Source organism: Parafrankia irregularis (genome assembly GCF_001536285.1).
GTDB lineage: Bacteria > Actinomycetota > Actinomycetes > Frankiales > Frankiaceae > Parafrankia > Parafrankia irregularis.
Window position 1 is genome coordinate 128,656 of sequence record NZ_FAOZ01000009.1, and the last position, 17,718, is coordinate 146,373.

General features: G+C 72.2%; 11 protein-coding genes. 4 read left to right on the forward strand and 7 right to left on the reverse strand.

The window, feature by feature from the left end:
* Positions 1–135: 135 nt before the first annotated feature.
* A complete protein-coding gene (locus AWX74_RS16860; protein ID WP_091277702.1) occupies positions 136–1,002 on the reverse strand; it encodes an SDR family NAD(P)-dependent oxidoreductase in 867 nt (288 codons plus the stop codon).
* A 329-nt stretch (positions 1,003–1,331) separates the two neighbouring features.
* On the opposite strand from AWX74_RS16860, the gene AWX74_RS16865 reads away from it, so the two are divergent.
* The 3 genes from AWX74_RS16865 to AWX74_RS16875 all read left to right on the forward strand — a co-directional run bounded on the left by AWX74_RS16865 (position 1,332) and on the right by AWX74_RS16875 (position 4,490).
* A complete protein-coding gene (locus AWX74_RS16865) occupies positions 1,332–2,105 on the forward strand; it encodes an enoyl-CoA hydratase-related protein (RefSeq protein ID WP_226930826.1) in 774 nt (257 codons plus the stop codon).
* Between the two features lie 49 nt (positions 2,106–2,154).
* The gene (locus AWX74_RS16870; protein ID WP_091277705.1) at positions 2,155–2,940 is read left to right on the forward strand and encodes a class II aldolase/adducin family protein; all 786 of its coding nucleotides are present in this window, start codon (positions 2,155–2,157) and stop codon (positions 2,938–2,940) included.
* Positions 2,941–3,047: 107 nt separating this feature from the next.
* Complete coding sequence (locus tag AWX74_RS16875) at positions 3,048–4,490, forward strand: GntR family transcriptional regulator (protein ID WP_131799484.1); 1,443 nt, start codon at positions 3,048–3,050, stop codon at positions 4,488–4,490.
* Here the strand turns inward: AWX74_RS16875 and AWX74_RS16880 are convergent.
* From AWX74_RS16880 to def, 5 genes are all read right to left on the reverse strand, one after another.
* Positions 4,465–5,841 carry an FAD-binding oxidoreductase gene (locus AWX74_RS16880; RefSeq protein ID WP_091277708.1) on the reverse strand — a complete coding sequence of 459 codons (1,377 nt, stop codon included), beginning with the start codon at positions 5,839–5,841 and terminating at the stop codon, positions 4,465–4,467. The two genes, AWX74_RS16875 and AWX74_RS16880, sit on opposite strands and share 26 nt — an antisense overlap.
* Before the next feature lie 479 nt (positions 5,842–6,320).
* A complete protein-coding gene (locus AWX74_RS16885) occupies positions 6,321–7,643 on the reverse strand; it encodes an HNH endonuclease signature motif containing protein (RefSeq protein ID WP_165615662.1) in 1,323 nt (440 codons plus the stop codon).
* A 485-nt stretch (positions 7,644–8,128) separates the two neighbouring features.
* Complete coding sequence (locus AWX74_RS16890) at positions 8,129–8,806, reverse strand: GntR family transcriptional regulator (protein WP_091277711.1); 678 nt, start codon at positions 8,804–8,806, stop codon at positions 8,129–8,131.
* A gap of 135 nt (positions 8,807–8,941) precedes the next feature.
* The gene (locus AWX74_RS16895) at positions 8,942–10,573 is read right to left on the reverse strand and encodes a rhodanese-like domain-containing protein (protein WP_091277713.1); all 1,632 of its coding nucleotides are present in this window, start codon (positions 10,571–10,573) and stop codon (positions 8,942–8,944) included.
* Positions 10,570–11,160, reverse strand: a complete 591-nt coding sequence (gene def / locus AWX74_RS16900) for a peptide deformylase (protein ID WP_091277716.1) — start codon at positions 11,158–11,160, stop codon at positions 10,570–10,572. The genes AWX74_RS16895 and def overlap by 4 nt, the downstream gene beginning before the upstream one ends.
* Before the next feature lie 159 nt (positions 11,161–11,319).
* On the opposite strand from def, the gene AWX74_RS16905 reads away from it, so the two are divergent.
* Positions 11,320–16,848 (forward strand): diguanylate cyclase, encoded by a 5,529-nt coding sequence (locus AWX74_RS16905; RefSeq protein WP_207550345.1) that lies wholly within the window; start codon positions 11,320–11,322, stop codon positions 16,846–16,848.
* Here the strand turns inward: AWX74_RS16905 and AWX74_RS16910 are convergent.
* Positions 16,832–17,383: a hypothetical protein gene (locus AWX74_RS16910; RefSeq protein WP_091277719.1), complete on the reverse strand. Its 552-nt coding sequence runs from the start codon at positions 17,381–17,383 to the stop codon at positions 16,832–16,834. The genes AWX74_RS16905 and AWX74_RS16910 overlap by 17 nt on opposite strands.
* Positions 17,384–17,718: the final 335 nt, after the last annotated feature.

Sequence of the window (17,718 nt, forward strand, 5' to 3'; positions counted from 1 at the left end):
CCTCGTGTTCGGTGGTTGATGGTGCGTCGTCGGTGGCGGTCGCCAACGGTCGGATCGCGGCCAGCCGTCGGCGTCGACTCAGTCCGGCGGGTACCTCAGTCCGGCGGGTGGCTCAGCCTGGCGGATGCGGGTGGCTCAGGCCGGTGGGTGGCGCAGGCGGGCCCGGTTGAACTGGTGGGGCTGCCAGCCGTCGACCAGGGCGGAGCCGTCGAGGGTGCGCACCGGGCGGTCGAGCTCGACGAGCAGGGAGAGGCTGTAGGTGAGCCGGCCGGTGAGAGCGGGCGGTGGCGGGCAGCTGGCGAGGGCGAGGGCGGCCTCGGCCATGGTCTCGACCGGCTCGGTGACGTCGTCGGGGTACGGCCAGTCGTCGCGGACCTTCACGGCGCCGTCGGGGGAGAGCACGTTGACGGCGATGCCGTCGGCGACGGTTTCGGCGGCCAGCGCGGTGCTGAGCCGGTGCAGGGCGGCCTTGGACGAGCCGTACAGCGATCCGCGCATGTTCGGCGGGGTGTCGCGGTAGGGCGGTCCGGCGGGGTGCTCGCCGGCGAACGATCCGATGTTGATGATCCAGCCGGTGCCGCGGGCGCGCATGCCGGGCAGGGCCTGGCGGCAGAGGTCCCAGGGGGAGCGCAGGTTGACCTCGAGCGCGTGGTCGATCGCCTGGTCGGTGACGTCGAGGAAGGGTGCGAAGCCGCCCGCCCCGGCGTTGTTGACCAGGATGTCGATCGGGCCGAGAGCCTCCCGCGCCCGGCGGATCAGGCCGGCGCGTCCGCCGTCCGGGCGGGCCAGGTCCGCGGTGAGGGCGACCGCTTTCCCGCCGGCCGCCTCGATGGCGCGCAGGGTGTCGGCCAGCGAGCCGTGCCCGTCGCTGGCCTCCTCCCGGTCGGTGCGTGCGGTGATGGCGACCGCGGCGCCGGCGGCGGCTAACCGGATGGCGATGGCCGCGCCGATGCCCCGGCTGGCTCCGGTGACCAGTGCGCGGCGACCAGCGAGATCGTCCATGTGATGACTCCTTTCGACGGGTTCCGCGTCGCGGGCTCGCGTCAGGCGGCCGCCTGACGCCCACCGCCACGGTCGGGCCGAACCGCTGTGGCCGGTCCGGAGCGAGTGGCCAGCTGTGGCGGCCGTACGCGGCGGACCTCGGCGATCAGTCGCGGGTGAGGCGACCGGTCGTCCGCCTGAAGACCGCGCCGGACCGGCGGAAACTGTATGATTCATACCATGTGGAATCTGGATCAGCACCCGGGTCTGCGCTGGGTCCGGCCGTCACCCTGGGCGGAGGCAGGCCTGCTGGCGACCGGCCGCCCATGCGGCTCCGAGGAAGAACTCCGATGACGGGGCGTGACGGCACGCTGGTCCTGGTGGACCTGGCCGACGACGGAGTCGCCCGGCTGACGTTGGATGATCCAGGTCGGCGCAACGCCCTCTCTCTGGAGATGAGCACCGCGCTGGCGAGTGCCGTCACGGAGGTGCTGGCAGCGGGTGCGCGGGCGATCGTCCTCACCGCCACGCCGCCGGTGTTCTGCTCCGGCGGCTCGCTGGACGACCTGCTCAAACCCGAGGTTCCGTTGCGCGAGATGTACGAGGGCTTTCTCCGTCTCGCCGCGGCGCCGGTGCCGACGATCGCGGCCGTGTGCGGCCCCGTCGTCGGCGCGGGCCTGAATCTGCCGATGGCCTGCGATGTCGTCCTGTGTTCGCCGTCAGCGGTCTTCGACCCACGCTTTCTTGACGTGGGCATTCATCCGGGCGGAGGTCACCTGTGGCGGCTGTCGAGGCTGGTGGGTGTCCAGGGCGCCGCGGCGCTCATCCTGCTCGGCGACAGGCTGACCGGGGACGAAGCCGCCGCGCGCGGGCTCGCGTGGCGCTGCGTGCCCGACGGCGACCTGCTCGACACGGCCCAGGCGCTCGCACGGCGGGCAGCGGGGCGTGACGCCGAGCTGGTGGTGCGGACCAAGCAGTCGCTGCGGGCCAGCGTCGCGTTGAGTGATGCGACGGCGGCGATGGAGCTTGAGCTCGCCGCGCAGGAATGGGCGGTGTCCCGGCCCGGATTCACCGAGCGGGTGGCCGCGATCCGAGACCGCATCCGCCGGGGCGCCGCGAGGTAGGGCGTCCGGAGGTCAGCCGAGTCGCTGTGCGGTAGGTGAGGAGCGCGAGATGGCCGGATTCGTCACCCGCAAGCCCCCGAGCTTCAGCTCGGTCGACCAGGAACGACTGCACCGCAAGCAACGGTTGGCGGCGGCCTTCCGGGTGCTCGGCCGGTCCGGGTTCAACGAAGGCGTCGCCGGGCACGGCAGCGTCCGCGACCCGGAGCTGCCCGACCACTACTGGGTGAATGCCTACGGGCAGAGCTTCCGCCAGATCAAGGTGTCCGACCTGTGCCTGGTCGATGGCTCGGGCACGGTCGTGAGCGGCCCGAACAAGGAGCCCGGTGCCCGCAACCTGGTCGCCTTCGCCGCGCTGACCATTCACGGCGCCGTGCACGACGCCCGCCCCGACGTCGTCTCGGCCGTCCACACCCATGGCCTGTACAGCCGGACGTGGGCCGCGCTCGGCCGCCCCCTGGACCCGATCTCCCAGGACGCCTGCGCCTTCTACCAGGACCAGGGCCTTCTCGACGACTACACCGGCGTCGTGCTCGAACAGGAGGAGGGCAGGAGGCTGGCCGCGGCGCTCGGGGACCACAAGGCCGTCCTGCTGCGCAACCACGGTGTCCTGACCGTCGGCCATTCCGTGGACGAGGCGTTCTGGTGGCACCTGAGCTACGAGCGTTGCGCCCAGTCGCAGCTGATGGCGGAGGCGGCCGCCACCGTGCCACATCTCGTCCCGCCCGAGGCCGCGGCGCTCACCGCCTCCCAGGTGGGAAGCCACCGCTTCGGCTGGTTCTCCTTCCAGCCCCTCTACGACTGGATCGTCGCCGAGGAGCCCGACCTGCTGGAGTGAGCGTGCCGAATCCGGTCGGCCTGCGTCGGCCGGTCGGTGGGACGGCCGTCCCCCGCGCGGCCGTAGCCTGGCCTGCATGACATTCCCGCGCGTTTCCAGTTCTGGTGGTGAGCTTTCTGACCCGTGATCTCAGCCCTCGCGACGTACGGCGCATCCGGACCGCCGTACGACGCAACGACGGGGAGGTCGTCGCCGACCACATTCGCAACATGATCGTGTGGGGTGAGCTTCGCAGCGGTGAGCGGCTCGTGCCCGAGGAGATCGCCGAAGAGCTCGGAATCAGCCGTATCCCGGTGCGGGAGGGAATCATCGCGCTGGAACGTGAGGGGTGGGTCGCCGTCGAGCCCCGGCGTGGCTCCTTCGTCCGCGGCATCGACCGCCGCACCGCGCGTGATCACTACGTGCTCCTGGGCGCGGTCCAGGGTTTCGTCGCGGTCCGAGCGACGCAGCGTGCGCAGGACGCGGATGTCCGGATGCTCGCGGAGCACGTTCGCCTGATCGGGGATGCCGGCTGCGTTCATGACACGACCGATGTCTATGACTCCTTCACCGCCGTCCTGCGGGCGGCGGCCAGATCGGTGCGCGCCGATCGGCTGCTGCGGGTGCTGCCCGAGTACGCGTCCGCCGACACGTTCGACGACCGCGAGGAGGTGATGCGCATCCAACGCCACGGCGTCCGTGCGGTCGTCGCGGGGGTCGAGGCCCGGAACACCGCCCAGGCGGCCGCCGCGGCCCGTGAGGTCCACCGCGAGCTGGGAGCCTGCGTCGAGCGGTTCCTCACCAGCCGCGGGATCTTCGCGCGGGAACCGGGCGACACAGAGTCGCGCCCACCGGTCCGTTGGCACGGTGCGTTCGGCCGCCGTAGCAGGGCCAGCCGCCTCGCGCCGGTCGACAGCGGTGCCGAGCGTGCGGTTCACCATGTCCGTGAGCAGATCATCCGGGGGGAGCTGGCTCCGCGTCAGCGGCTCGACCGGGAGTCGATCGCCGACGCGATCGGAGTGAGCCGGACGCCGATGCGGGAGGCCGTCGTCGCGCTGGAACGCGAAGGGTGGATCACGGTCGAACCCCACCGCGGCGCCTTCGTGAACGCCTTCGACGCCGACTACGTCCGGGATCACTACGAGATCTTCGCGATCATCTTCGGTCTCGCGACGACGCTGACCTACAGGCGCGGCGGCGATCCCGCCGTCGAGCGCCTGCTGGCCTTCCAGCCGGCTCTTCGCGCGGCCTCGGATCCTGACTCCTTCGAGCGGGTGAACGCCGAGATCCTCGACCTGATCATCGAGACGGCGGACAGCCCGCCGCTGATCGGCGCGCTGCGCGCCATGCCGGAGATCGTCCCCGACTTCTTCAGGCAGGTCCCGGGCGCGATGCAGGCACAGGGGCAGGGCTTCGACGAGGTCTGTACGGCGCTGCGCGACGGCGACACGGATCAGGTCGAAACGGCGTGGTGGTCACTGATGAGCGGGGTGGCTGACCGCGTCGTCGACTTCCTCGACCGTCGGGACCAGGGGGCCGCGCGCGTCAGCGCGGCAGGATCCCGGGGTTGAGGATTCCGGCCGGGTCGAACGCTGCGCGGACACGGGCGAAGATCTCCCGTTCGGCGGCTGTGCGGGAGAGCGGCAGCCAGTCGGCCTTCAGTGCTCCGATTCCGTGCTCGGCCGAGATCGAGCCGCCGAGGGAGGCCACATAGGAGAAGACCGCGTCCTGGTGGCGGCCGTCCACCTCGGCAGCCGGGGCGATGTTGACGTGCACGTTGCCGTCGGCGACATGACCGAACGTGATGACCCGTGCGCCAGGGTCCACGGCGGTCACCACATCGCCGACGGAGGTGGCCAGTTCCACCCAGCGTCCGGCGGGAACCGAGACGTCGAGTTTCAGCGGCGGTGCCAGGAAGCCCGCCGCTTCAGGATGCCGCTCCCGGTACGCCCAGAGGCGGGCACGGTCGGCCGCACCGTGCCCGACGGCGACGGGCAGATTGCCGGCCAGTTCGGCGAGCGCCTCCAACGCCCCTGCGTCGGAGGCCTCGAGCAGGAGATAGGCCTCGGCGGGGGCGTCCAGCGGCGGTGTGAGGTCGGTGTTGCGTAGCAGGATGTCGAGCCCCGTCCGGGTGAAGAACTCCGCCGAGACCAGCCCGGGAACCTCCTGGAGGGCCCTGATCGCCAGACCGTGCAACTCCGCCAGCCCCGGCAGGCCCAGCACCGCGACGATCGGGTCGCGCAGGCGTGGCACCAGCCGCAGGCGCGCCTTCGTGACGACCGCCAGGGTGCCCTCCGAACCCGCCAGCAGGCTCGGGTAGTCGTAGCCCGTGTTGTCCTTCGTCAGCCCGGACAGGTGCGACAGGACGGTGCCGTCCGACAGGACCGCCTCGACTCCCCGGATCTGCGCCCGCATGGGCCCGTTGCGCAGGACGCGTACGCCGCCGGCGTTCGTGGCGATCGTGCCGCCCACGGTCGCGCTGTGGCGGCTGGTGATGGCCACCCCGAAATCCAGGTCGGGATGTGCGTCCGCGAGCTGCGCCAGGGTGACCCCGGCACCGGCCGTCACCTGCATCGCGGCCCGGTCGACCGGGCCGAGCGAGTCCAGGCGGCCCAGGCTCAGCACCAGCTCGCCGGCACGCGGCACCCCGCCGCCGACCAGGCCGGTGTTGCCGCCCTGTGGCACGACGGGAATTGCCGCGGCGGAGCACAGCGCCAGTACCGCGCAGACCTCGGCGGTGTCCCGTGGCCGGACGACGGCGGAGGCGAACCCGCGATATCGCCCGGTCCAGTCGACCACGTACCCGGCGGTCCGCGAGTCCGTCAGCACGTGCTCCGCACCGACGACGTCGACCAGATCCTGACGCAGACCCGCCGGGAGGCTTGGGCGGGAAAGCGATTCCTCGGCGGACGGCAGAACCATCGACCTGCTCCTTTGGCTGACTGTGCTGAATGTTGCGTGGTTGGCCTTCGCCTGCGGTGCCGGTGGCCGCCGACACCGAGGTCGCGGTAATGCACGTCCACCGACCGGCCGGCGACAGTTGGCCACGCACCACCGTTCAAGACGCTGCTGTCCCAGCGACCAATCTCCGACACCGCCCCGGGAATCCAAGGTCGCGCGGCGATACCGGATCAAAGCCGCCGCGGCAGCAGATCGCAAGATCCCGGTCGTCGGCCGGTCGGTGGGTCAGCTGCGCCCGCGACCCGCCGAGCGCCGCCTCCACCCCGGGGAGGTCGATCAGCATTTCAGTGATTACGTTGAGGTAATGTGCGTTATCCGTGGCCGCCACAGTGGATACACGACCATTCCGAAACAGGACAATATCGACTAGCCGTGCGGAACCGCTACCAGGTGCTGACCTCTCGTTCGTAGACCGGACCCCTCGGCCGGGGGACGGTGCTTCATCTTGGCCGGCTGTTTTCATCCGACATACCATGGTCGATGGTGGTGTACTCCCCATCGAGATACGAATGCGGACGGACCTCGTAACAGCGGCCGGTCGGACTCGTCCACCGGAACACCCCCGGCCGGGGCTGGACCACCCGCCACCGGCCGTGATGACGCACCCGATGATGCCGCCGGCACAACGGCCCGAGATTCTCCACCAGCGTCTTTCCGCCCGAGGCATAGGGCCGGGTGTGGTCCAGATCGCAACGCCACGCCCGGCGGGTACACCGCGGGAACGTGCAGCACGGGTTCCGGGCCCGCACATGCCGCTTCTGCCCCGGGCTCGGATACCGCCGTTCTCCCAGCTCCACGAGATGACCCGCCGGGTCGGTGAGCATCCGCCGCCACGTCGAGGTCGGCCGCATCGCGATCTCCCGCGCGACAGCAGCGGGGAGCGGCCCGTATCCGGTCAGCTCGCCAGGCTCGGTGTCCATGCCGAGCAGGGTTCCGATCGGGATGACGACCTGCACTTCCGCGCCGGTCGGACCCGCCGGGCCGGGCTGCCCGTACCGGCCCAGGATAAGATCCATCAGGGTGTCGGCACGGACCTCATCCGGACTCCGGCTGTCCGTCTCACTCCGGTCGGCGATAGTGGCGTCGGCGATCCGTTCGATGCGCCCCAGACAGGCCAGTGCCGCGTCCGCGGGCAGCACCGCTCCCAGGACGGCCGTCCCGTCCTCCTCGGGGTCCACCCACACCCGCCGTTCCCGGCGCCGTTCCTCCGTGCGTTTCGCCGCACCATCTGGATCGATGGTGATCACCCCACGGCGGCACGCCGCCGTGAAACCAGCCCGATGCGCCCGCGGCCCCTTCCCCAACACGTGGTCAGCCACCCGGCCGGCGAGTTCGTCGTCCAACGGGGCGGTCGCATGCTCCAACGACCGCAGCCGCGGCAGATCCAACACCCCCTCGGTCAACGCCTGCAACCCCGCCGGCAGACGACGGACCACCTGGTCGGCGAAGTGCAGATGCCATTCGGCGGACCCGGTCGAGATCCGCATCACCCCCGCCACGTCCCCCGCGACCATCGAATCGAACAGATCCAGCTCGTCATAGCCCTCCGGCGGCCGGGCCGCGGCAAGCTCCGCCTGTATCCGGATCGCTTCCGCCTGCGCGGCGGCGATCCGCGCGCTCGCGGCCCCCAACCTTTCCAGGCGGTCGTTCAGCCATCCCTCGAACACCCGATGCGCGACTGGTATCTCCCCCTCCTCCTCCGAACCGAGCGTGCAGGGCGGGCCGGTCGGGTCGGTGAGGGTGGAGCAGGTGCTGGGAGTCATGGCACTGTCCTCCGGTCCGGAAACACACACCATTAGATCGAACGAGCGTTCGATTGCAAGGGTGATGCTAAGCCGGGAAGCGACTGGCAGGGTCGGGCTGGAGAGCGGAGGACACAAGGAGTTCACCCGCCACCCAGAACGTCTTGACAACCCGGCTTCCGGGTTGCAGCCTGAATCCGACATGCCATGCGGGGGCAAAAGACCCAGGATTCCTGGGTGGTTTGCACAGTGCATGGTCTCCATATATGGGAATCGGCAATCGATTAAATGGTGCACCTAGTGACGGTGGAGATGTTGAGCCAGGCTGCCAGTGACGTCTCCCGGGAATCCGAGAAGTCACGATCAACGCAGAAGAATAAAGCGGGAAACTCCGCGGACAGTCGCATCGAGATCACGCCCCGACAAGGCGGGTACTGAACCTGGGCGGGCGCCTCTCACTCACCAACGCCAGCCGAGTCGGAAGACCCATCCGATCAGCGGGTAGCCTACGAACCGGCCTCGGTGCTGAGCACACCGCGTCGGGCCAGTTCCGCGACGACACGCTGGCCGGCTTCGCGGAAGTCGTCGAGGCGGTGGCGGGCGGCCTTCTCACCGTCGCCGGCGGCGATGGCGCGTACGACGCGGGCATGTGCCTCGACCGTGTCGACCTGGCTGCGGTTGGTGCTGATCCGGAACACCAGCGGCAGGTACCCGCTGAAGGCGCGCAGCTCGGCGCGCAGGCGGCGGGAGCCACCGGCGCGGTGCTCGGTGGTGAGGATCAGACGGACGAGCTCGACCACGCGCTCCCGGTCGCCCTGCGGCACGGCCCGCAGCTCGTCGACCAGGCCTTCGAGCGCCGCGATCACCTCTGCGTCCCGCTCCTCGGCAAGGTGCCGGACGGCGACGCCGCTGAGCAGCCCGATGATCTCGAAATCGTCGTTGATCGACCTGGTGTCGAAGGGCTCGACGAAGACCCCCCGGTGGTACGCCGAGGAGACGATGCCATCGCGCTCCAGCATCACGATGGCCTCGCGGACGGGCAGCCGGCTCACGTCGAGCTCCCGGCACACCTGCTCCAGATCGATCCGGTCGCCCGACCGCAGGTGCCCTTCGAAGATCTGCTCCAGGATGTAGTCCACGACCGCGGTGCTCGTCTTGCTGCGAGGGACGGGGCGGCGCGCCACAGCGGATGATCCTTACAGGGGGAGATCCTTGTCGGAAACAGTGGACGCTACCACGGATCCTGGCCTGGCCGTGGCCGGCCCGGCCACGGCCGTCGTCGTACCCCCTGCCATCTGGGCGATGTGGGCCGGTTCCCGTCAGATCGGCGCGAAGAAGTGGGTGCCGTCGCGTTCCAGCTGGGCGATCAGCCCGAACTCCCAGTCGAGGTAGGCCTGCATGGCCTCGCGGGCGTTGTCGGTGCCCTCGTACGGCCGGCGGTACCGGTCGGTCGCCGGGGTGAGGAATCGCTGGCCGCCGGCCTCCAGCGTGGCTCCCGACGCCTGCCAGGCCCGTGTGCCGCCCGCCAGCGCGTACACCCGCCCGCTGCCCCCGCGACCGCCGCCGGGTCCACCGGCCGCGCTGTGTCCGTCGGCGAGGTCGGCGACCGCCCACCGGGCGAGCTCCCCGGTGGGAGAGGTGATGACCAGGCGTGCATGCGGCGGGAGGGCCTGCCCGGCGGGCCCCAGCTGCGCGCGGATCGCGAACCAGGCCCCCGGCACATGCCCGCGGACGTACTCGCGACTCGGCCCGATGTCCACGACGACGGTCGCGGTGGCCGCCGACGGGGTCGGACCCGCCAGCCAGGTCGCCAGCTCCGCCGGTTCGACCTCGTCGACGGCCGGCGCCGCGGGCCGCAGTGCGGCCGTCTGCCCCACCTCCGTGAGCGAAGGACCGGGCACCGTGAGGACGTAGGTCTCCCAGCCCATCTGCGCCAGCCACGACGCCGTCATGGTGGCGCGGACGCCGTCGTCGTCGGCGAGCACCAGGCGGGCGCCGCGCACGGGAGCGAAATGGTCGGTCTCCTGCACGAGCTGCCCGCCGGGCGCATGACGGAACCCGGGCAGGTGCCCCGCGGCGTACTCGCCCTCGTCGCGGACGTCGAACCGATAGGTGGTGCGCGCCGGGTCGTCGAGGCCCGCCAGCTCGCCGAGCGTCAGCGGACGTACCCCCACCCGCCGGGCGATCTCCCGCGCGCCGGCCCGGGCGGCCGCGTGGTGCTCCGCTGTCACCTCGGCCGGTGCGCGCCGGGTGGATCCATGGTCGAGCGCGAGGCCGGCCAGCTCCCAGCCGATCGTCCCGTTCCGCAGCGCCACCACCGGGTTGGGAACGCCCGCGTTGATGATCGACTGCGTGCCGATGATGCTCCGGGTTCGGCCGGCGCAGTTCACGACGATCGGCGTGCGGGGATCGGGCGCCAGCTCCCGGATGCGCAGCACGAGCTCACCGCCCGGCACACTCACCGAGGACGGAATGTTCATCGTGTGGTACTCGTCGTAGCGGCGTACGTCGACGACGATCGGCGGCGACTCCCGCAGCAGGCGTCGGACGTCCTGCGCCGACGACGAAGGCGTGTGCCTGACCGCCTCGACCAGTTCGCCGAACGCCTTGCTGGGCACGTTGACGTCCCGGAAGAGCTCGCCGCCGGCCGATCGCCAGCCGGCGAGCCCACCGGCGAGCGCCCCGGCCTGCGAATAGCCGAGCGTTCTCAGCCGGGCAAGGGCCCGCGGTGCCAGGTCGATCCCGTCGTGTTCCCCGTAGACGACGACCGGCACCGCCAGCCTTGGCACCCGCTCCAGGATCTCCGCCTCCAGCCGGGAGAGCGGCAGGTTCGCCGCCCACAGCGGGTGCTCCTGCGCGAAGGCGTCCTCCTCCCGCAGGTCGAGCAGCGCGATCTCCTCCCGCGCCAGCAGCAGGCGCCGCACCTGCTCGGCGTCGAACACCAGGGTCACGGCTGGCCGGGCCGCGACGAGCCACGGAAGATCGAGGGGGACGAGCCACGGAAGATCGAGGGGACGGGGCGTGACGGCCGCACGCCGTCGCGCAGGGCCGCCTGGGCGGCGCGGCGGTCCTCGCCGGTGAGCCGGTCGATGTACAGCCTGCCGTGCAGGTGGTCGGTCTCGTGCTGGAGGCACCGGGCGAGATACCCGCTGGCCTGGTAGGTGACCGCGGCGCCGGTCGCGTCGACCCCGCGCACGGTCGCGGTGGCGGCCCGGGTTGTCGGGTAGGCATGGCCGGGCACGGAAAGGCAGCCCTCCTCGTCGTGCTGCTCGCCCGAGCCGGTCTCCAGGACCGGGTTCACGACGACCAGCGGCCGGCGGGGGACGGCGACGTCCCGGGGGTCGTACTCGGTGTCGAAGACGAACACCTGCAGGCTGACGCCTACCTGGGGCGCGGCCAGACCGACCCCGGGCGCGGCGTACATCGTCTCGATCATGTTGTCGACCAGGCGCCGCAGAGCTGCGTCGAAGACGGTGACCGGCTCGGCCGGCGTGCGCAGGACCGGGTCGCCGAGGGTGCGGATGGGCAACAGTGCCATACCTCAACTGTTACACCTGCCGCAGCCCAGGGCCGGCGGACGGTCTCCGCCCTCTGCTTCCGGCATGCGGGCTGCGGGCGGGCGGGTGATAGTGGATGGAAGGCCCGCCCCAGCCGGACCGCGACGAACCAGTGCGGGTCCCGGAAGGAACCCGTGCGCGTGGTGCCTGTCGACATCCCGGGAGTCAGCCTGGGGACGGAACTGGGCCTGGGAGTCTCCGCCGTGGTTTACCGAGCCGAGCGGCAGGGCCGGTGCTACGCCGTGAAGGTGTCCCGGGGTGTCCCGCCGCCCGAGGTGATTCGTTCTTTTCAGCGGGAGGCGACCGTTCTGGCGTGCCTGCGGCATCCCAACATCGCCCGGGTGTTCGCCGCCGGGGAGGCTGACGGACGGCCGTACCTGGTGCTGGAGCTGGTCGAGGGTCAGTCGTTGGCCGACCGGCTCGCCGCCGGCCCAGCCGGCCCCGGCCCCAGCCCGGGCCGTGGGCTGGCCGGCTCCGGCCTCAGCCCGCTCACGGTGCCCGCCATCCTGCGCATCGGCCAGGACGTCGCGGGCGCTCTCGCGGCCGCCCACCGGCTCGGCCTGGTGCACCAGGACGTCAAACCGGCCAACATCATGATCGGGTCGGGTGGCCGGGTGATCCTGGTGGACTTCGGGCTGTTGGGCCGTACCGGCGGCGTCGTGCGCGATGAGGCGGTAGGCACCGTCCTCTACAGCGCACCCGAGCAGCTCGGCATGCTGAACCGTCCGGTGGACGCACGTTCGGATCTTTACTCCCTCGGCGTCGTGCTCCACACGTGTCTCACCGGGCGGCCGCCGTTCGAGGCGGACGACGTCGCCGAGCTGATGCGGCTGCACGCGGTCGCGCCGCCCCCGGATCCGAGCCGGGTCCGCGACGACATCCCGCCAGCTCTCGCGGAGGCTGTCGCCACCCTCCTCGCGAAGGATCCGGACGACCGCTTCCAGTCCGCGGACGACCTGGCCGCGGCACTGGCCGCGGTGGCCGGGCCGCGTGCGCCGGCGGTCGCCGCTCGGGCCGGTCCCTGGCGGCCGTCCGATCAGCCGGTGGGACGAGAGGCGCCGCTGGCGCGGCTGCGGGAGGCCTGGGACCTCACCCGCCGCGGGGCTGGCGAGCGGACGGTCGTGGGCATCGCCGGCGACATGGGCGTGGGCAAGACCCATCTGGTGCGGACGTTCGTCCGCCAGGCACGCTCGGTGGCGGGCGCGGTCCTGATGGAGGCGAAATGCGCCGAACGGGTCGACGCACCCTTCGTCACCTTCCACGCCCTGGTGGAGAGCTGGCTGCACGCCCCGGCCGCCGCGCCCGCCGCGCCCGCCGCGGGCGAGACCCCGTCCGCGGCCGCCGGCGCCGGCCGGCGCTCCCAGCTGCGGGCCGCCGCTGGTGCTGACGCTCCCGTCCTCGCCGGCCTGCATCCGGCGCTGGGCGCTCCCGGGCCTCCCCGGGAGAATCAGCCCGGCCCGGCGACCGGTCTCCATCAGTCGGCGTCGGTCACGGCGGGGGACCTGGGCGTCCAGCTGCGGCTGGCCGTCGTGCGGTTCGTCCGGGAGCTGGCCCGGCGCAGCGGCGGCCTGCTGCTGTGGGTGGACGACACCCAGTGGCTCGGGGCCGCGGACCGCCAGCTGCTGGAGGAGGTCGCGAACGACCCGGAGCCGGCGCCGCTGCTCGTCATCGCGACGTCCCGCCGCGCCGACCGGCTGCTGCCGGCGGGCAGATCACGACGGGTTGATCTCCGGCTGGGGCCGCTGGGCGCGCCCGAGGTCGCCGAACTGATCCGCGGCTGTCTCGGCGATGTCGCCGACGAGCGCTTCGTCCGGGATGTGGCGATCCGTTCGGGCGGCTGCCCGCTGGCCGTCTTCGAGCTGGTCCGGGCCGTGATCGACGCCGGTCTGATCCGGCCGTCCTGGGACGGTTTCGACGTCGATCGGGACGGGCTCGACTCGCTTGCCCTGCCTGACGAGGTGCTGGGCCTGATCCGGCGCCGGGTCGGTGCGCTGGACCGCTCGTCGCTGCCGGTGCTGTGCACCGCGGCCGCGATCGGTCACCAGTTCGACCGTGCGCTGCTCGCCGTGGCGGCCGGTGTGACGCCGGAACACGCGCGGCTGGCACTCGCCGAGGCGGAGTTCCACCAGCTCGTCACGCCGGTGTCGGACGGCTGCGCGCCCGATCGCTGGTCGTTCGTGCACGACTGTGTGCGCGAGGCGCTGCTGTCGACCATCAGCGCCGACGGCCTCCGCGCGCGGCACGCGGCGATCGCGGACGCGATGGAGGCGTCCGGCGCCGTGCACGGCCCTGACCTGTTCGCCCTCGCCCGGCACGCGGTCAGCGGCGGACTGCCCGCGCCCCGGCTGTACCGCCTCACCCGGGCGGCGGCCGAGGCCGCGGTCGCCGGGCGCGCACCGGTCGAGGCGGAGCGCCTGTTCCGTGCGGCCGCCCAGGCCGCCGCGCGGGCCGATATCGGCCTGGACGCGGCTTTCGAGACGGGCTTCGGCCTGGCCTGTTCCCGCATCGTCCAGCCGCACCGGGCCCGCGCCCATTTCGCCCGAGCCCTGGAGCTGGAGAACGATCCGCTGGCCCGGGCCGCACTGCGCGCGGAGGCGGCCGGCATCGAGCACGGGATGCGCAACTACAGCGCCGCCGCCAATCATGTCCGCCGCGGACTCGCCGAGGCCGGCCGGCCCATCCCCGGCCCCGTCCTGGTCGGTCCGGTCGCATTCGGCCGGATGCTGTGCGCGCTGGCGATGCGCTGGCCGGCGACGGGTTTCGGGACGGCCACCGGAGCGGCCCGGCGGCGCTACGAGACCGAGCTGCGCCTGCACGAGATCGGCGGGGTGAACGCGCTGTTCCTGTTCGACATCCCGACCTTCCTGTGGCACGTGGGTGGGCTCTATGTGATGAAGCGGGTCGGGTTCGGCGAGCTGTTCATCCGAGGCAACATCATCATCAACTGCGCGGCGGCGGAGCTGGGCTGCGGGCGGACGACGCGCCGCGCGATCAGGACGTTCCGGGCGCTGGCCGAGCAGACCGGCAACCCGGCCCTGGTCGCCGAGGCCGATCTCTACTCGTGCTTCGCGCTCCAGTTCCTCGGCGAGACCACCACCGTCAGCGACCAGCTCGAGGCGACGCTGCGCCGGGCGGCCCGCTGGGTCGACGCCTCCCTGTACGACGACGCGGTGACGGCGCTGGCGATGAACTACTCCTACCGGGGCCTGTGGCGCGAAGGCCTCGCCTGCCTGCAGCCGAACGCCTACGGCATCGACTACGTGTTCAACGACATCCGGATCATGCGATCCCGGATGGCGCGCTCGCTCGGCGGTGCCGGCGAGAACCTCGAACCGGTGCTCGCCGCCGTGCCACCCGCACAGGAGGAGGCGGTGCGCGCCTTCATCGTCGACCACAACCTGATCGAGACCGACCTTGAGGAGGCCGGCCTGGACTCGCGCGCCGTCGGCGAGACCTTCGACCGGCTGGTCGCCTCCGCCCAGGCCAAGGGCCGCTCGCCGTGGCGCAGCGTCAAGTTCCACCGGCACTACTGGCTGGTCAGGGCGCGGGGCCGCCTCGAGCAGGCCCGGGCCGCCACGGGCAGCGAACGGGCCGACCGGGCGCGCGTCGCCCGCCGCTGCCTGCGGGAGGCGTTGCCGGCGGCGGCGCTGCCCCTGTTCCGCGCCGACCTGCTCGTCCTCAAGGCCATCGCGGAGCAGGTCGCGGGCCGGCCCCGCCGCGCCCTGCGCTGGCTCGCCGCGGCCCAGCACCTCTCGACCCGGCTGGACGCCCCCCGCATCACCTTCGACGTGTACGTGGAACGGGCCCGCTGCCTGCGTTCCCTGGGCCGGGAGGGCCAGGCCCGTGAGGAGGCGGAGCTGGCGCTCACCCTGGCCCGCGGCCGTGGCTGGATCGCCCGCGGACGGGACGTCCGCCGCGAGTTCGGTCTCACCGAAAAGGTGACCAGCCTGGCCAGGGGGCAGGGGACGGTCGGCCTGACCCGGGACCGCCGCCGCCTCGACGCACTGCTGCGGGTAAGCGCCGCCACGACCGGTGCCCTCGACCCCGACGCGGTCGCCGACATCGTCCTCACCGAGATCATCGACATCCTCGGTGCCGACCGGGCCCTGCTCCTGTTCCCCGAGAACACGATGTCCAACGGTCCCGGGAGTGTCACCGGCCCCAGGAGTGTGACCGGCCCTGGGGCCGGTGACGGCCCGCTCGTCCTGCACGCCGGCCGCACCGCCAGGGACGCCGCGGCGACGGAGCCGCCATCCACGGGCGACTCATCCACGGCCGACTCATCCACGGCCGAGTCGTCAACGGACCTTTCGTCCTATGCCCGCAGCATCGTCGCCAGGGTTCACACGGAAGGACGTCCCCTGGTCGTCACCGGCACCGCGCAGGGCGCGGCACTGGGCTCCGAAAGCGCCGTCCAGCATGGGCTGCGCAGCATCCTGGCCGCACCGGTCCCGATCGAGGGCGGCGCCCCGGGCGTGATCTACGTGGACAGCCAGGTCGCCAAGGGCCTGTTCACCGAGGACGACGTCGACGTCCTCGTCACGCTCGCCAAGCAGGTCGGGGTCGCGCTGCGGACCGCGGAGGCCGCGCGCCTGCAGACCCGGCTCGCCACCGAGCGCCGCCAGCGCGAGCTCGCCGAGGTGCTGCGGGACGTCGCCGAGCAGGCCGGGTCCACCCTGCGCTCAAGCGACGTCCTGCGCAGGGTGCTGGCCGCGGCGCGACCGGTGCTGCCATACGACGACGTGTGGGTCCTCGACCAGAGCGCCGGGTCGGCGATCCGGGTCACCGAGGTCCATGGGGACGTCGACCCGCGCGCCGTCGGGTCGAGCGTCGAGCACGCGGGTGACGTGCTCGGCCCTGCCTTCGCCGGCGCCGCGGTCGGGGGAAGCCCGGCCGCGCGGCCCATCCGCCTTCCGGGGGTGCCGGAGCCTCTGCGGAACTGGCTGGCGCTGCCGGCCACCGCGCTGCGCCCCGTGCCGGCTGTCGTCGTGCTCGCCACCCACCACGGCGTGACCGGTGGGGTGGACGGGTCGGGCGGCCTGGGAGGCGCGGGCCCCGCGGGCGGCCCGGGCAGCGAGGGCGGGGCGGGCCCGCAGGCGGAGGTGGCGCGGATGGTCCTGAACACCGCGGCGACCGCCTACGACAACGCGCGCCTGTACGAGGAGGCCCGGCACTCGGCCGCGACCGACCCCCTCACCGGCCTGCCCAACCGGCGCCACTTCGTCGAACAGGCGACCGTCGAAGCGGACGCACGGCTGCCCGCCGACCGGCCGACCTCCGCCGCCATGATCGACGTCGATCGCTTCAAGCAGGTCAACGACCTGCACGGGCACGCGGTCGGGGACGAGGTGCTCGTCGAGATCGCCCGCCGGATCGAGCGGTGCCTGCGCCGGGGGGACCTCGCCGGGCGGCTCGGCGGGGAGGAGTTCGCCGTCCTCGTCACCGGTGGCCCCGATGTGGCACACGCCCTGGGGGAGCGCGTCCGCCTCGCCGTCTGTGACCGGCCCGTGCAGACATCCGCCGGCCCGCTGCACGTCACGGTCAGCGTGGGCACCGCGACTGTCGACCCGGACGAGCCCGCGCTGGCCGCGGTGCTCGCGCACGCCGACCAGTCGCTGTACGCCGCCAAGAGCGCCGGCCGCAACCGCACGGTCACCGCGCGCTCCTGATCCGTGGTGAAGTGGCAGGGAGCTGCCACGTCAGGTCGATCGACTCGTCCGGACCCAGCGCCTGCCAGACTGCCCGGAGAACGTTCAGCCGTGCGGCGGCCCGCGCTGGCAGGTCCGCCGGGAAGGGCGGGACGTCCGTGCGGTAGATCTGCCAGGCCGAGGCGATGTCGGCCGCGCTCGGCGGGGCACCTCGCTCGACCGCGTCGTGCACCGCACCGGCGACGATCTCCGCGAGCCGGATCTCACGCTGGTTGGCCCGCATCAGCTCGCGGGAACGCTGGCGGCTGTCGTGGCGGAGCCGGCCGTCTACCACGGTCATGCTGGCGAACATCGCGCCGGCCGCGATGCTGCCCCAGACACCCCGGTTCAGCCTGAACTCGTGCTCGGCCACGAAATGTGCCAGGTCGTGGGGCACGCTGAAGGTCCGGTCGTAGGAGCGCATCCGCAGCGACACCCCATCCGAGCGTTCGATGGTGGTGACCGACCCGCCGTCGCCACCCTTCGGGCCGTCAAGCCGGCAGAAGCTCACGCGCATCGTGTCAGCCTGAAGCCCTGCCGGCGGGCTGGCGAACCGTTTTCCTGTGGGCGTCGCCGTGGCGCTGGGCCGGACGAGCCGGTCAGGTTGTTACCCGCGCCCGGGTGACCGCGATCCTCAGCTCCTGCCTGGCGCGGCGGCAGCTCGAAACAGCGGATCGAGCAGTTGAGGATCATGGTCTTGCCGGCGTGCGTCGCGGAAGCCCGAGCCGCCGCCTTCCGTTGCCTCCGCTGCCGTTGTCGCCAAGCAAGGAGTGAGGATTTTGGCTGCTACGGCAACCGAAATCCTCCTTCCTTGCTGATTGCCAAGCTCCCGTATGTGCCTATTGGGAGGAA

Bases quoted from the DNA above. Each gene is read 5' to 3' on its own strand.
- AWX74_RS16860 (WP_091277702.1), bottom strand. From the start codon at position 1,002: ATGGACGATCTCGCTGGTCGCCGCGCACTGGTCACCGGAGCCAGCCGG.
- AWX74_RS16865 (WP_226930826.1), top strand. From the start codon at position 1,332: ATGACGGGGCGTGACGGCACGCTGGTCCTGGTGGACCTGGCCGACGAC.
- AWX74_RS16870 (WP_091277705.1), top strand. From the start codon at position 2,155: ATGGCCGGATTCGTCACCCGCAAGCCCCCGAGCTTCAGCTCGGTCGAC.
- AWX74_RS16880 (WP_091277708.1), bottom strand. From the start codon at position 5,841: ATGGTTCTGCCGTCCGCCGAGGAATCGCTTTCCCGCCCAAGCCTCCCG.
- AWX74_RS16885 (WP_165615662.1), bottom strand. From the start codon at position 7,643: ATGACTCCCAGCACCTGCTCCACCCTCACCGACCCGACCGGCCCGCCC.
- def (WP_091277716.1), bottom strand. From the start codon at position 11,160: ATGGCACTGTTGCCCATCCGCACCCTCGGCGACCCGGTCCTGCGCACG.
- AWX74_RS16910 (WP_091277719.1), bottom strand. From the start codon at position 17,383: ATGCGCGTGAGCTTCTGCCGGCTTGACGGCCCGAAGGGTGGCGACGGC.